General features: G+C 66.9%; 14 protein-coding genes and 1 tRNA gene. 1 reads left to right on the top strand and 14 read right to left on the bottom strand.

Translation table 11 applies throughout. The features are described from left to right. Positions 1-51: 51 nt before the first annotated feature. The 9 genes from AAW00_RS03805 to AAW00_RS03770 form a co-directional block, all read right to left on the bottom strand. On the bottom strand, positions 52-1,122 hold the full coding sequence (locus AAW00_RS03805) for an SPOR domain-containing protein (RefSeq protein WP_082124901.1): 1,071 nt from the start codon (positions 1,120-1,122) through the stop codon (positions 52-54). Further along, positions 1,106-2,137, bottom strand: a complete 1,032-nt coding sequence (locus AAW00_RS03800; protein ID WP_047002958.1) for a lytic murein transglycosylase — start codon at positions 2,135-2,137, stop codon at positions 1,106-1,108. Before AAW00_RS03800 ends, AAW00_RS03805 begins: the two co-directional genes overlap by 17 nt. Before the next feature lie 318 nt (positions 2,138-2,455). After that, positions 2,456-2,545, bottom strand: a tRNA-Ser gene (locus AAW00_RS03795). 58 nt (positions 2,546-2,603) lie between these two features. Beyond that, positions 2,604-2,741, bottom strand: a complete 138-nt coding sequence (locus tag AAW00_RS14860) for a hypothetical protein (RefSeq protein ID WP_156169913.1) — start codon at positions 2,739-2,741, stop codon at positions 2,604-2,606. Between the two features lie 82 nt (positions 2,742-2,823). Then, positions 2,824-3,546, bottom strand: a complete 723-nt coding sequence (locus tag AAW00_RS03790) for a sulfotransferase-like domain-containing protein (RefSeq protein WP_156169912.1) — start codon at positions 3,544-3,546, stop codon at positions 2,824-2,826. Beyond that, entirely contained in the window at positions 3,543-4,469 is a 927-nt protein-coding gene (locus AAW00_RS03785; protein ID WP_047002957.1) for an aminotransferase class IV, read from the bottom strand. The genes AAW00_RS03790 and AAW00_RS03785 overlap by 4 nt, the downstream gene beginning before the upstream one ends. Before the next feature lie 4 nt (positions 4,470-4,473). Then, positions 4,474-5,901: a dihydrolipoyl dehydrogenase gene (lpdA, locus tag AAW00_RS03780; protein ID WP_047002956.1), complete on the bottom strand. Its 1,428-nt coding sequence runs from the start codon at positions 5,899-5,901 to the stop codon at positions 4,474-4,476. 3 nt (positions 5,902-5,904) lie between these two features. Beyond that, positions 5,905-6,240 carry an acyl-CoA thioesterase gene (locus AAW00_RS03775; protein WP_047002955.1) on the bottom strand — a complete coding sequence of 112 codons (336 nt, stop codon included), beginning with the start codon at positions 6,238-6,240 and terminating at the stop codon, positions 5,905-5,907. A 46-nt stretch (positions 6,241-6,286) separates the two neighbouring features. Continuing rightward, positions 6,287-7,609, bottom strand: coding sequence for a pyruvate dehydrogenase complex dihydrolipoamide acetyltransferase (locus AAW00_RS03770; RefSeq protein ID WP_047003508.1), 1,323 nt, complete (start codon positions 7,607-7,609; stop codon positions 6,287-6,289). A 132-nt stretch (positions 7,610-7,741) separates the two neighbouring features. Between AAW00_RS03770 and AAW00_RS03765 the strand changes: the two genes are divergently transcribed. Then, on the top strand, positions 7,742-8,194 hold the full coding sequence (locus AAW00_RS03765; protein ID WP_047002954.1) for a universal stress protein: 453 nt from the start codon (positions 7,742-7,744) through the stop codon (positions 8,192-8,194). Positions 8,195-8,268: 74 nt separating this feature from the next. Here the strand turns inward: AAW00_RS03765 and rnr are convergent, their stop codons facing one another. Genes rnr through phaR form a run of 5 tightly spaced genes read right to left on the bottom strand, consistent with a single transcriptional unit; the run spans position 8,269 to position 14,746 of the window. Then, the gene (rnr, locus tag AAW00_RS03760) at positions 8,269-10,563 is read right to left on the bottom strand and encodes a ribonuclease R (protein WP_047002953.1); all 2,295 of its coding nucleotides are present in this window, start codon (positions 10,561-10,563) and stop codon (positions 8,269-8,271) included. Between the two features lie 18 nt (positions 10,564-10,581). Beyond that, on the bottom strand, positions 10,582-11,961 hold the full coding sequence (locus AAW00_RS03755) for a M28 family peptidase (RefSeq protein ID WP_047002952.1): 1,380 nt from the start codon (positions 11,959-11,961) through the stop codon (positions 10,582-10,584). 40 nt (positions 11,962-12,001) lie between these two features. Further along, positions 12,002-12,592, bottom strand: coding sequence for a DUF805 domain-containing protein (locus AAW00_RS03750; RefSeq protein WP_047002951.1), 591 nt, complete (start codon positions 12,590-12,592; stop codon positions 12,002-12,004). 28 nt (positions 12,593-12,620) lie between these two features. Continuing rightward, positions 12,621-14,165 carry an aminoacyl--tRNA ligase-related protein gene (locus AAW00_RS03745; protein WP_047002950.1) on the bottom strand — a complete coding sequence of 515 codons (1,545 nt, stop codon included), beginning with the start codon at positions 14,163-14,165 and terminating at the stop codon, positions 12,621-12,623. Between the two features lie 17 nt (positions 14,166-14,182). Continuing rightward, on the bottom strand, positions 14,183-14,746 hold the full coding sequence (gene phaR / locus AAW00_RS03740; RefSeq protein WP_047002949.1) for a polyhydroxyalkanoate synthesis repressor PhaR: 564 nt from the start codon (positions 14,744-14,746) through the stop codon (positions 14,183-14,185). Positions 14,747-14,795 lie beyond the last annotated feature (49 nt).

Genomic DNA, 14,795 nt, shown 5'->3' with positions numbered 1-14,795 from the left:
TTCACACCGCCTCCACCGCACGCCTGCGGGGGACGACGCCATAGGAACGTGTCAGCCGCTGGTCAGGATTCGCGCGTCGCTATAGCCTGCGCGCCGCACGTTGGCGAGCGAGGCCTCGGCTTCTCCACGGGTAGCGTAGGGGCCCGTGCGCACGCGGTAGAAGCGACCCGACTGCGTGATAGTGCCGTCCAGCGCGGCAGCCGCACGGCGAGCGTTGTCCTCGCTGGCAAAGGCGGCGGCCTGGACCACGAAGCGGCCGTCCGCGGTGGGTGTGGGCGTGGGCTCTGCTTGGGCCACGGGCGCGGCTTCGGCCAGCGTGACGGGTGCCACTTCGGAATCCGCATCTTCGGCAGCCTCGACCGGCTCGGCGAAGTCCTCGGCGAATTGTGCTACGTTGGGATGACCTTGGGCGGCAGCGGGAAGCTCGGCTTCGGCCACCGTTTCGGTCGGCGATGCGAACCCTGCCACCTCGACATCGCCCGACTGCGGCACCGCGCTGCGGCGAGCGGCGAGCGAAGCTGCACCCCGCTCGGGCAGGCGGCGCTGGAGAACGGTTAGCAGCGAGGCGGGCGTATCCATCCGCAGCGGTGCGGCGGCCCCGTCGCGCAGCAGGGCGCGCTGGTCCTCCGGCGGGTTCACGCGGCGCACGCGCACGGGATGCCCCTCCCCGGCACCGAGCTGCGCCAGCGCGCCGGGAGCAAGACCGATGACATCGTTCGTGCCCATCGGCCCGCGTCGCTCCACTCGGACGAGCACCGTGCGCCCGGTCTCAAGCGAGGTGACCTCGGCATAGCTGGGCAGCGGCAGCGTGTGATGCGCAGCGGAGTAACCGCGCGCGCCGATATCGGTGGCGGCATAGCCGACCTGGTCGACGTTCATGCTGTCGCTTGGCGCATACTCGATCCCATTCACGACGTAGGGTTCGCCGACGACCACGGGATAATCGGCTGCCGGGCCGCTCACCGGAGCCGCAATATCGCCCACGCCGGCAATCGGGCCGCGCTGCAAGCCATCCCCCGTCAGCCCGCCCAGAGTGCCGCACCCGGCAAGCCCGGCAATGGTGAGCAGGGTTAACGCGCTTCGGGCAAGCGAAGCGAAACGGGCGTCATCGGGCGATCTCATCTGCAAGCAATCCCACACTCATGGCGTAGTAATTCGAGCAGTTATATTCGAGGATGACCCTATAATTCTGGGTTAACAGGTATCCGGGCGCGGCCGGGCCATCGGGCTCGAACAGCGCGGCAAGGGCGTCATCGGGCAGGTAGCCCTGCGGCTGCACGCCGCGTTCGCGCCACTCGCGCACGGTCAGCCAGCGGCTGTGGCGATCGTGCACGCGCGGGCAGATCGGGGCATTCATGCTGCTCTCCAGCCCCGCGCGGTTGGCGCTGTTGGGCACGTAGGCGCGCACGGCCCAGGGCTGCCCGCTTCGCCAGCCGGCATCGCGGAAATAATTCGCGATCGAGGCGACGCTGTCGGCATCGGAGTTCCACACGTCGCGGTCCCCGTCGCCGTCCCCGTCCACGGCGAGGCGCAGGTAGATGCTGGGGAGGAACTGCCCGTTGCCGAAGGCCCCCGCCCAGCTGCCCACCAGCTGGTCGCGCCGCACGCCGCGGTCGACCATTTTCATGGTGTCGATCAGCTCCTGCTCGAACAGCTCGCGGCGACGGCCTTCCCAGGCCAGTGTTGCCAAACTGCGCGGCAGGTCGAACCCGCCCATCACCGCGCCGTAGCTCGTCTCGTGCCCCCAGATGGCCACGACGATTTCCGCGGGCACGCCGTATTCACGCTCGATCCGGCTCGCCATGCTGCCGATCCTCGCCAGTGCACGCCTGCCGCCGTCGATGCGGGCCTGCGTGTTGTGGCGGGCGATGTAGTTCGCCATCGAGGGAAAGCTGTTGGACGCGCCCGACCCGCTCGAACCCACGTTGTCGCGGTCGAGCTCGATCACCCGCTGGTTGGGCGTGAGGCCGCCGAGCACGCTGTTTATGGCCGATTGCGACACGCCCTCGGCGCGGGCGTGGCGGGCGACATCCTGCAGGTAGGCATCGAATGACTGGTTCTGCGCCGCGGCCGGGCTGGCGCAGGCGAGCAGGGCGGCGGCGGAAAGGGCGAGACGGCGGATGGCGGGAAATGTCATGCTAATGTGGCTATGTCCTTGCGCGGGTATGGGAAATGAACCGAGCGATCGGGCGCCCGTTCCCCGCGCCGAACCGTTAAGCGCTCGCCGGTCCGCTTAAGGCGACTGCAAATTTGCTTGCCGGGCGAGCTTACGGCCGAAGTGTGAGGCCGGATCTGCGCTGGGCACTATAGGCCACCGGATGGACGTAGCATAAGCACGCGTCCTCCATGCGGAAAGCCTTCGGCGTGGTCCCGGAACTCACGACATTTGATGAAGATAATCCCGCAACTTGGCGCGAATACGAGAGCAAGTTATCGCCGATGCCCGAAACTTTTCTGGCGGATGGGGTGGGATTCGAACCCACGAAGGGCTTGCACCCTCGCCGGTTTTCAAGACCGGTGCATTCAACCGCTCTGCCACCCATCCGTCCGAGCTGGTCGGCTGCTAGCGGGAATTTCTGCGCCTGTCATCAAGGGACGTGCGCTTAGCCCTGTTGCTGCCAGACGAACTCTTCGCCGTCATCACAGCCATGCCGCGCGGCCGGCGCTTCGTCCATCTGGGCAGTGCATCGCGCAAGCGGGCGTTGCATGTCGCGCTGGCGATCCACGATCTCGAATTCCACGGCAATTTCCTCTCCTGCCAAAAACGATGCAAGTTGAGGAAATATCCGGCAATTTGCGATAAACGGTTCGTCGCAATCGATGTCAGAGAGCGTGACGCTTCAAGGCATAGTAATCTTCGCGGCACACCTCGGCCACCACGGCGTATTCGGGCACGAGAACGGGCGGTTCGGGGGGCGGCGGGCCGAAGCTGGTCGAGGCATTGACGGCATCGTACCAATGGGCGCCCCAGACACCGTCGCGCGGATGCGGTCCCTTGGCCCAATGCAGCATGGCTGGATCCCAAGGGATGCCGAGCGCGTGGCATAGCCGCGACAGAACCCCCGACGGGTCGGCCAGCACGTCGGCGCTGTCGATGACCGGAGGCGCATGGCCGAGCCGGTCGGCCTCGGCCTCGAAATAGGCGCGCTGGCGGGCGGTGCCGAGATGTTCGGGACGAATGGCCGTGCGCTTGCCAGCATAGCTGGCAGCGACGCGAACCGGATCGCGAATGAGAAAGGCGTGCCGGTGATCGGGAAAATCCGCGATCGAGACCGGGCCTTCCATGTGGTGGCTCATGTGCTTCTGGTACCAGATCGACGCGCCGCCCGGAGCCGGTCCGCGCATGGCCCGGGCGACCGATTGCCAGTCGCAGTCCATCGCGGCCACGACCGCGTCCGCCATCGGTTGCGGGTCGCCGGTTTGCCTCAGGTAGGCCCCGTAGAACGGCTCGTCCGTCACCTCGCAGTCCGCGCGGGCGGAAAAGCTGCGCATCATCGCGGTGGAGAGGTTGCGCGGACCCGACCACATGGCGATGCGGATCGTCACGGCCGCGGCCCCTTCGCCTCGTCGGCGATGCGAGCCAGGTAGAGCTGCTGCAACCGCTCCACCATCGGGCCGCGCTCGGTGCCGAGCACCCGCCCGTCCACGCTGCCCACCGGAGCCACACCCGCGAATGTGCCAGTGGTGAACGCCTCGTCCGCGCCGTAGACGTGGGTGAGCGAGAAATTGCGTTCGCGCACGGTGATGCCTGCCGCGCGCGCGACCTCGATAACGACGCCGCGGGTGATGCCGTCGAGGCAGTAGTCGCCGCTGCTGGTCCAAATCTCGCCATCGCGGACGATGAAGAAATGCGTGGAGTTGCAGGTGGCGACGAAGCCATGCGGATCGAGCATCAGTGCCTCGTCAGCCCCCGCCTCGCTCGCCTGGATGCAAGCGGTGATACAGTTCAATTTGCTGTGCGAGTTCAACATCGGGTCCTGCACGTCCGGGTAACCGCGGCGGACGTGGACGGTGAACAGGCGCAGCATCCGCGTCGCCGTCTCGGGCGCGGGTTGCTTCCATTCGGGAATGATGACGATCGTGGCGGGCGTCACCACCACGCGCGGATCCTGGTAGGGCGTGGAGCGCACGCCGCGCGTCACCATCAGCCTGAGGTGCGCGCCGCTATCCGTCATGCCGTTGGCATCGAGCACGGCGTAGAGGCGGCGCACCATCTCCTCGCGGCTGATGCCGATGTCCATCGCGATGGCCTTGGCCCCGCGCCACAGCCGGTCGAGGTGGCGATCGAGGAAAGCCAGCCTGCCACCATGCAGCCGCAGCCCCTCCCACACCCCGTCGCCCAGCATGAACCCGCTGTCGAACACGCTGACCTTTGCCTCGTCGCGCGGCAAATGCTCGCCGTTGACGTCGATCAGTACCTCCGCGTTACGCGGATCGGGGATGTAGGAGTGGGTGCCCTGCCCTTCCACGCGATCAGATATGCAGTGCCCGGCCGTAGGCGCCGAGCACGCTTTCGTGCATGGATTCGCTGATGGTCGGGTGCGGGAAGACGGTGTTCATCAGTTCCGCCTCGGTCGTCTCCAGCGTCTTGCCGATGACGTAGCCCTGGATCATCTCGGTCACCTCCGCGCCGACCATGTGCGCGCCCAACAGTTCGCCGGTCTTCGCATCGAACACGGTCTTCACAAAGCCCTCCGCCTCGCCCAGGGCGATGGCCTTGCCGTTGCCGATGAAGGGGAAGGTGCCGGCCTTGACCTCGTGGCCCGCTTCCTTGGCCTTGGCCTCGGTCAGGCCGACGCTGGCGATCTGCGGGTGGCAATAGGTGCAGCCGGGGATGTTTGAGCGGTCGAGCGGATGCGGGTGGACCTCCTTGTTGCCCAGCTCCTTCGCAATAGCCTCGGCGGCGGTGACGCCTTCGTGGCTCGCCTTGTGCGCGAGCCATGGCCCCGGCGTGCAGTCGCCGATGGCCCAGAGGCCCTTCGACTTGGTGCGGCCGTAGGGGTCGATCTGGATGAAGCCTCGGTCCATCTCGGCGAGCTTCTCGACGCCGATGTTTTCCGTGTTGGGCACGATCCCAACGGCGACGATGCAGTGGGAAAATTCGGTCTCGGCGACCTTGCCCGCCTTGTCCTTGATCTTCGCCTTTACGCCACTGCCGGAGACGGCCAGCGCCTCGACGCCCGCGCCGGTCATGATGGTCATGCCCTGCTTAGTCAGGCTCTTCTCGAGGAAGGCGGAGACGTCCTTGTCCTCAACAGGCACGATGCGATCGAGCATCTCGACCACGGTAACATCGCAGCCCATGTCGTTATAGAAGCTGGCGAATTCAATGCCGATGGCGCCGCTGCCGATCACCAGCAGCTTCGTCGGCATTTCCTTCGGCGTCATAGCATGGCGATAGGTCCAGACCCGCTCCCCGTCGGCCTTGGCGAAGGGCAGGTCGCGCGCGCGGGCGCCGGTGGCGACGATGACGTGTTTGGCGGTGAGCTTCTCCTCTGCCCCAGAACCGGAAGCGCCGCCCTTGACCGTCAAGCTGGTGGGCCCGGTCAGCGTGCCCTCGCCCATGTGCACGGCGATCTTGTTCTTCTTCATCAGGTGCGTGACGCCCTGGTTGAGCTGCTTGGCCACCCCGCGGCTGCGCTTCACCACTGCTTCCAGGTCGGCCTCGATAGTCCCGGCGATCTTGAGGCCGTAGTCCTTGGCGTGCTGGGCGTAGTGCATGATCTCGGCGCTCCGCAGCAGCGCCTTGGTCGGGATGCAGCCCCAGTTGAGGCATATGCCCCCCAGCAGTTCCCGCTCGACGATGGCGGTCTTGAGGCCGAGCTGCGCGCAGCGGATCGCCGCGACATAGCCGCCGGGTCCGCTGCCTAGAACGATGACGTCGTAATTGCTGTCGGCCACTTGCTACTCCTGCTCGATTGGGCGCGGGTGCTTGTTCTCGTCGATGGCGACGAAGGTGAAGATCGCCTCGGTCACCTTGACCGCGTCGTCTTCGTTGCGATGCCGCCGCCACGCATCCACCGCGATGGTCATGCTGGTGCGACCCACGCGCTGGATCTCGGTATATACGGAAACTTCGTCACCCACGCTGACGGGCGCGTGGAACTGCATCCCGTCCATCGCCACGGTGACCGCCCTGCCCTTCACCCGGCGCGAGGCGGTGAGCCCGGCGGCGGAATCCATGAGGCTCATCAGCCACCCGCCGAAGATATCGCCATAGGCATTGGCGTCGGCAGGCATGGCGGTGACGCGGATGGCGGGGTCGCGGGACAAGGCGCCGCTCTCCTCAGGCCACCAGCCCCAGCGGCGCCTCGACCAGTTGCTTGAACGCCTGCATCAGTTGCGCGCCGTCCGCGCCGTCGATGGCGCGGTGGTCGAAGCTGCCGGTGGCGCTCATGACGGTGGCGACCGATAGCGCGCCGTCGACCACGTAGGGCCGCTGCTCGCCCGCGCCGATGGCCATGATCATGGCCTGGGGCGGATTGATGACGGCCTCGAACTGCTTGATGCCGAACATGCCCATGTTGGAGAGGCTGGCGGTACCGCCTTGGAATTCCTCGGGCGCCAGCTTGCCGTCCTTGGCGCGCGCGGCGAGGTCCTTCATCTCGGTCGAGATCTTGCTCATCGCCTTGCCGCCCGCGTCCTTTACGATGGGGGTGATGAGGCCGCCCGGGATGCTCACCGCCACGGAGATGTCGGCGCGGTTGAACTTCAGCATGGTGTCGCCGGCGAATTGCACGTTGCAGGCGGGCACCTGCTCCAGCGACTTGGCGAGCGCCTTGATCAGCATGTCGTTGACGCTCAGCTTCACGCCCTGCGGCTCCAGCGCCGCGTTCAGTTCGCCGCGCAGCTTGAGCAGCGCATCGAGGCGGACGTCCACCGTCAGGTAAATGTGGGGCACGCTCTGCTTGCTCTCGGTCAGGCGGCGGGCAATGACCTTGCGCATGGTCGAGAGCTTCTCGACTTCGTGCGGGATGCCGAAGTCCTGCGCCTCGGCGGGTTTGACAGGGACGGACGGCGCCATCTCGCGCTCGACCGGGCCGGCATCGGCGGGTGCCTGCTGCGGCGCGGCGGCGGCGCCGGACTGCGCACCCTCCACGTCGGCCTTCACGATGCGGCCATTGGGGCCGGAGCCCTTGATGCTGGAGAGATCGACGCCCTTCTGCTGCGCGATCCGCTTGGCAAGCGGGGAGGCGACGATGCGATCGCCGGACGCCGCAGGCGCGGGCGTCGGGACGGAAGCAGGCGATGCCTCCTCGGTGCGCTTGGCCTCGCCCGCGACCTCTTCCTTGCGCGCTTCTTCGACCGGCTTGGCGGCGGGCGCGGGCGAAGTGCCACCTGCGGCCTCCACGCTGCCGACGTCCTCGCCTTCCTCGGCCAGCGTGGCGATGACCGTGCCGACCTTGACGCCCTCGGTGCCCTCCTCGACCTGGATATGGGCGATGGTGCCCTCGTCCACGGCCTCGAATTCCATCGTCGCCTTATCGGTCTCGATCTCGGCCATGATATCGCCGGAACTGACCTTGTCGCCCACCTTGACCAGCCATTTGGACAGCGTCCCCTCCTCCATCGTGGGCGAGAGGGCGGGCATCTTGATGGCGATCGGCATGGGCTGATTGGGCTCCGTTTCGGGCGACAGGTCGTGGCCGCAATCCCTGCCCAATTTGACACGGCGGGGCAAGGTGTCTTGCGCCCGCACGCCATTCGCCCGATACTCTGCCCCTGCTTGGAGGAGGCGGGGATGCGCGTTTACCTGGTCATCGTGGACGAAACGGAGGAGGCACGTACCGCCCTGCGCTTCGCCTCGCGCCGCGCCGCCAAGACCGGCGGCATGGTCCACATCCTCGCGCTGGTGCCGCGCCAGTCGTTCAATGCGTTCGGCGCGGTGCAGGAGACGATCGAGGACGAGGCACGCGGCCGGGCCGAGGTGCTGGCGAACAGCGCGGCGGGCGAGCTTGCCTTCGAAAGCGGCAAGATGCCCCAGATCGCGGTGCGCGTGGGCGACGGCAAGACGGTGATCGCCGAATACCTCGCCGAGCATCCCGAGGTCGCCGCACTGGTGCTGGGCGCCGCGGCGGACGGTATACCCGGGCCCTTGGTGACGCACTTCTCTACCCACGTCAGCGCCCTGACCTGCCCGCTGTTCGTGATCCCGGGTTCGCTGGGGACCGAGGAGATCGACCGGCTTAGCTGAGGCAGTAGGCAGTAGGCAGTAGGCAGTAGGCAGTAGGCAGTAGGCAGTAGGCTTATTGCCACATCTCTACTGCCTCATTTCTTCTTCCCCCGACCCTGATGACGGATATTGCCCGGCCGGCCGCGCTGGCCGACCTGGTGCTTGCCCTTCGCATCCTTACGGCCATCGCGGCGCGGCTTTTTGTCGGGACGTTTGCCGCGCGGCTCCACGCGCTGCGATCCGCCGCCCTCGGGCAGCTCGAATTTCAGCGCGCCGGTAAGCGGATTGGCCTCGGCCAGCCGCAGTTCGAGAAAATCGCCCACGGCAAATCGCGTGCCCGTATCCTCGCCGATCAGCGTATGCGCGCCCTCGTCGTGGCGGAAGTATTCGCGGCCCAGCGTGCTGATCGGAACCAACCCGTCGCCGCCAAGATCGACGATGGTGGCGAAGAAGCCGAATTTCTGCACGCCGGTGATGCGGGTGCGGAAAACCTCACCCACCCGCGCGGATAGCCATGCGGCTACGTAGCGGTCGATGGTATCGCGCTCGGCCTCCATCGCCCGGCGCTCGGTCTGGCTGATGGCCTCGGTAATCTTCTCCATCGCCTCGCGGTCGCGGTCCGACAGGCCGCTGTGGTCCGGGATCGGCCCCTTTGGCGCGGGTTGCTCAAGACCGAAACCGTCGACCAGCGCGCGGTGGACGAGGAGATCCGAATAGCGGCGGATGGGCGAGGTGAAGTGCGCGTAGCTGCCGAGCGACAGGCCGAAGTGCCCGGCGTTCTTCGGCCCGTAGTAAGCCTGCGTCTGGCTGCGCAGCACGGCCTCCATCACCAGCGCCTTTTCGCCCGGATCGGCGATATCCTTCATCATCCGGTTGAACAGGCCCGGCGTGATGACCTGGCCGAGCGCCAGCTTCTTGCCGATGCTGTCGAAATATTCGCGCAGCGCGATCAGCTTCTCGCGCGTGGGCGGCTCGTGAATGCGGTAGACGACCGGCTGCGCCTTGCTTTCCAGCGCCTTGGCGGCGGCGACGTTCGCGGCGATCATGAAGTCTTCGACCACGCGGTGCGCGTCGAGCCGTTCGCGCACTGCGATCTCGGCGATGCGGCCCTTTTCGTCGAGCACGACACGGCGTTCGGGCAGGTCGAGGTCGAGCGGGTCGCGGGCATTGCGCGCATCGCCCAGCAGCTTCCACGCGGCCCACAGGTTGATGAGGTTCTCCCCCGCCTCGCCCGCGTCGATGCGCGCCTGCGCGTCCTCGTATGCGATGACCTCGTGGATGCGGACGAGCGCGCGGGTGAAGCGCCAGTCTGTCACCCTGCCCTCAGCGTCGATATGCAGGTGGCAGGCCATGGCCGCGCGGTCCTCGCCGGATTTCAGCGAGCAGACGTCGGCCGAAAGCACCTCGGGCAGCATGGGCACGACGCGGTCGGGGAAGTAGACCGAGTTGCCGCGCTTCCGCGCCTCGCGGTCGAGCTTGCTGCCGGGCCGGACGTAGAAGCTGACGTCGGCGATGGCGACCACGGCCTTGAAGCCGCCCTTGCCGTCGGGCTCGGCCCAGATCGCATCGTCGTGATCGCGCGCGTCGGCGGGATCGATGGCGACGATCGGCAGGCCGCGCAGATCCTCGCGCCGGTCCTCGCTGAGCGGCAGCTTGGCGGCGAGCTTGGCCTCGTCCAGCACCTCGTTCGGAAACGTGTGCGGGATTCCGTACTTGTGGATGGCGATGAGCGAGTAGCTGCGCGGCGCAAGCGGATCGCCGAGCACTTCGACCACCTTGACGCCGGCGTTGCGCCCGCGCCCGGCCGGTTCGGCGAGCACCAGCTGGCCCTTGTCGGCCTCGCCCCGGTCGCTGACCTTCACGGAGTTGCGGATCTTCTTGTCGACCGGCGCAAGCCAGGCCTGCCCGCCCGCGTCGATCTCCAGCACGCCGAGCATCGCACCCTCGGCGTCCGGCAGCTTCTTCATCGGATGCGCGATCCAGCCGCGCCCGGCTTCTTCGGTTCGGGCAAGGATGCGGTCGCCCTTGCGTAGTGCCGCCTGCTTCTTCTTCTCGATCACCCGCAGGCGCGGCGGAGCCCCGCCGTCGTCGGGGTTCCAGCTCTCGGGAACGGCGATGGGCTCGCCCTCGTCGATCTCGACAATCTTCAGCACCGTCACCTTGGGCACGCCGCCCATGCGGTGATAGGCGCTCTTGCGCCCGTCAATCAGGCCTTCCTCGGCCATGTCCTTGAGCAGCGCCTTCAGGGCGATCTTCTCCTGCCCCTTGAGACGGAAATGCTTGCCGATCTCGCGCTTGCCGACCTGCCCCTCGGCGCTGGTAACGAAGGCGACGATCTGGTCCTTGCTCGGCAGTCCCTGGAATTTCGACTTGTTCTGTTTCTGGTTCATGGCCCGCTATATGGGCGCTTACTCTGCCGTGTCGACCGGCAGCGGATAGAACGCCCCGCCCGGCACGGCGCTGGCGACGGGGCTGCACACATCGTTCGCGCACGATGCGACTCCGAAGATCCAGTCGTCCCCGCGGAACGGCGCCGTGTAATGGATTGCACGTTCGGTCATCGGGGTCGGATCGCCGACGGGTGTCTCGAACGACATGATCACGGCATCGTCCTCTTCCCAGTTGCTCGCGTCGGTGCGCCGCTTGACGATGACGTAGTTCGTCGCCCCCTCGACACCCTGCCATTCGAGCAGTGTATCGACCCTCAGCGCGGCATCGGCGGTCACCGACGGCGGCATCGGTGCGCGGGCGAGGCGGTCGGCGGCGCGGACGTTGAAGCGAGTCGCCTGCGCGAGATAGTCGAAATCCATCTCGTCGACCGTGTCGCCGTAGGTGACGCCATCCTCCACCCGCAGGTCCTGGTGCTGGTGCTCGTAATCCTCGATGGCGACGGACATGCGGATGGCCGGGAAACCGTGGTCGAGGAAGGGCAGGTGGTCCCCGCCGCGGCCCATGCGGTCGCTGCGCCAGGTCTGACGCACGTCGAGCCCGTCCGGATGCCCTTCGGCCAGCCGGTCCAGCCAGCGCGAGAGATTGCGGCTCGGACTGTCGTTGCCGCCGCCGCGGCTGCGCATGGCGGCGCGCATCTCGTCGGTCGCATCGACCCGCGTGCCATCGGAAAACACCCGCAGGTGATCGTCGTCGCACACGCCGTCGCTGCCGCAGCTGCCGCCCACGATGTCGTTGTTGAGCACGGCCTTGACCGTCCAGCCCTGTTCCCTCGCGTAGTCGGCCAGCAGTTGCCCGCCGTAGAGACCCTGTTCCTCGCCGGCGAGAAGGGCATAGACGATGGTGGTGGGATAGCTGCGGCGGCTGAGGGAGCGCGCCGCCTCCAGCACCAGCGCGCTGCCGCTGGCGTTGTCGTTGGCACCGGGCGCCTCGACCGCGGCGTCCATGACGTCGGAGCCGCGGCTGTCGATGTGGCCCTGGATGATGACGACCTCGTTGGGGCGCTCGGTGCCGCGCTGGATGGCGATGGCATCGCGGATCAGCACGGGTTCGGGGATGCGGCGACCGCTCGCCATCGTCTCGATGAGTTGCGTCTCGAGGCATCCCCCGCAGGCGGCGCTGGCCTCGTCGAATTCGGCCTTGCCCCAGTCGAGCGCCGCGCCGATTCCGCGCACCGGGTCGTCGTAGCCCGAGAGCGTGTGGCGGGTGCCGAAGGCGACCATCCGCTCGACATCGGCGCGCAGCCGTTCTGCCGAGACGGGCGCGGCGGGGTCGTCCTGCGCGGTGGCGGGGATGGCGACGAGGGCGGAACAGGCCGCCAGCAAAACGGATAAACGCATGGGGCCGACTTTGCGCGCAAAGTCATGCGCTTGGCAAGTCTCAGCCGAGAAGCGCGGGCTCCGCGCCGTATCGGTTCGCTCCGGGCTGCGATTTCCACACGCCGAAGACGATCACCACGAGATAACCGATCCACGCAACGTAATTCAGCGGGTCCTGCTGGACCTGCGCCTGCATCGCTTCGATGTTGGCGGGCGTGCCGCTGCCCTGCGCGAAAGCTTCGCGGATGACATCGACGGAGCGTACCGCGACGACCATCGCGATGGCCTGCGTCGCCAGTGGGATCGCGGCAATCCACCCGGTGAAGCCGCCGTCGTGCAGGCGGCGCACGAAAGCCGCGAGTAGCATCAGCGTCGTCACCGCGCTGACCGCCAGCGACAGCCAGATGGTCGAGGCAAGGTTCTCGCCCATCTGCGCCATGAGCTGGCTCTGCATCTGAGCCTGGTCCGCGCCCGATTGCGCTGCATCGTAGGCGGTGGTGGCCGAATCGACGACCAGCGGGATCGAGATCAGCAGCCCGGCGACGAATTGCACGATTAGGAGGAAGAGCAGGTACCACCAGAACGTGGGGCGCGCGTCGCGCCCGGCGAAGTTGGCCAGGTTGCCCAGGCAATACTTGATGGCAGTCAACATTTCGAAATCCCCCTCTAAACGACCCGCGCTAGTATGCGCGCGCGACCAGGACCCGTTCCACCGCCGGTTCGCCGGTGAACACGCAGGTGCCGTCCGCCGGAGCGGCATCCAGCGGCACATTGCGCAGCGTGAGCCGGTGCGTCTTGAGCTGCTCGACCACCTTGTCGAGCGCGCCGCCGGTCGGCTTCGACCATTGGACCTCGACCCAGCCCGGATATTTCGCCTCGCCGCCGAAAAACGCCGCGAGCGCGTCCATGTCGGTAATGCCGCGAACAATGTTCGCATCACGCCGGGCGCGCGCCTCGGCGAGCAGGCCAGTCTGCATTTCGGCGAGGATGGCGGGCACACGTGTCAGTGCCTCGTCGCGGGCGGGCGACTGGAAGGCAGGTTTGCCGCTTGCTTCGTCCCACAGCGCGTCGCGGCGCAGCAGGCTGACGACGCCGTTCTCCATGTCGCGCGGTCCCACCTCGATGATGACGGGCGCGCCCTTGCGCACCCAGTCCCAGCGCTTGGCGGCGGCCTTGCCCGGCTTGGTGTCGAGCAGAACGCGCAGCGGCTCGCCCAGCACGTGATGCGCGGCCAGTCCGGCGCGCAAGTCCTCGCACCAGGCGATAATCTCAGAATCTTCGGGCTTGTCGCGCAGCATCGGCAGGATGACGACCTGCTGCGGCGCCAGCGCGGGCGGCACGCGCAGCCCGTCGTCGTCGCCATGCGTCATGATGAGACCGCCGACCATGCGGGTCGACACGCCCCAGCTGACAGTATGCGCCAGCGCCTGTCCGCCCTCGCGGTCCTGGTACCGGATGTTCGCGGCCTGCGCGAAATTGGTGCCCAGATAGTGGCTGGTGCCCGCCTGCAGGGCCTTGCCGTCCTGCATCATGGCCTCGATCGACCATGTCTCCACCGCGCCGGGGAAGCGCTCGTTCTCGGGCTTCTCTCCGGCCACGACCGGGATGGCGCAGTTCTCCTCCGCGAAGGCGCGGTACATTTCCAGCGCGCGCATGGTCTCGGCCTTGGCATCGGCCTCGTTCTCGTGCGCGGTGTGGCCTTCCTGCCAGAGGAACTCGCTGGTGCGCAGGAACATCCGCGTGCGCATCTCCCAGCGCACCACGTTGGCCCACTGGTTGAGCTTCAAGGGCAGGTCGCGCCAGCTCTGGGTCCAGCGGCTCATGGCGTCGCCGATGATCGTCTCGCTGGTGGGGCGCACCACGAGCGGCTCTTCAAGCTTCGCCTCGGGATCGGGAATAAGCCCGCCCTTGTTGTCGGCGATCAGGCGATGATGGGTGACGACCGCCATCTCCTTGGCGAAACCCTCGACGTGCGCGGCCTCGCGTTCGAAATTGGCGAGCGGGATGAACAGCGGGAAATAGGCGTTCTCGACGCCTGCGGCCTTGATCCGGTCGTCCAGCAGGCGCTGCATCCGTTCCCAGATGCCGAAGCCCCACGGCTTGATGACCATGCAGCCGCGCACGCCCGATTCCTCGGCCATGTCGGCGGCGGAGATGACTTCCTGGTACCAAGCCGCGAAATCGTCCTCGCGCCGGGTGGTGAGTGCGTGCCGAATCTGGGACATGGGACAGGCGCGTTAGTCTATTCGCCGAGCTTGTCGAGCTTGCGCTGCATTTCTTCCATCTGCGCGCGCAGGGTTTCGATATCGGACCCGTCCCCGCCCGCCGCGGTAGTCGCGGTCGTCGGAGCTGGCTTGGCGCCGGGCATGAAGGCCGCGGCGGCGGCCTGGAACATCGCCATGTTGGTTTCCGCCATGCGGGCGAACATTTCCGGCCCCATGTTGGCCTTGAAGGCGTCACGCATCTTGTCCTGGTTGGACTGGAAGTTCGCCATGGCCGCCTCGAGATAGGGCGGCATCATCGCCTGCATGGAATTGCCGTACATCCCGATCAGCTGGCGCAGGAAGCTGACGGGCAGCATGTGCTCGCCATTGGCCTCTTCCTCCATGATGATCTGGGTCAGGATGGAATGGGTGATGTCGTTACCGGTCTTGGCATCGACCACCTGGAAATCCACCTCGTCGCGCACCATCACGGCGAGATCGTCGAGCGTGATGTAGCTGGAGGAGCGGGTATTGTAGAGACGCCGGTTGGCGTACTTCTTGATGATGACGGGCCCCTCTCCCGCGCGGTCGTTGTTAGCCATGATGTTGCACTCGATAGAGGGTTGCGCCCGGTTCGCCTTAGCACTTGCA

The sequence above is a fragment of the Aurantiacibacter luteus genome, from assembly GCF_001010945.1.
Taxonomy (GTDB): Bacteria; Pseudomonadota; Alphaproteobacteria; order Sphingomonadales; family Sphingomonadaceae; genus Alteraurantiacibacter; species Alteraurantiacibacter luteus.
The sequence above is the reverse complement of the archived record's forward strand: the minus strand, read 5'-3'. Positions and strand labels throughout refer to the sequence as shown.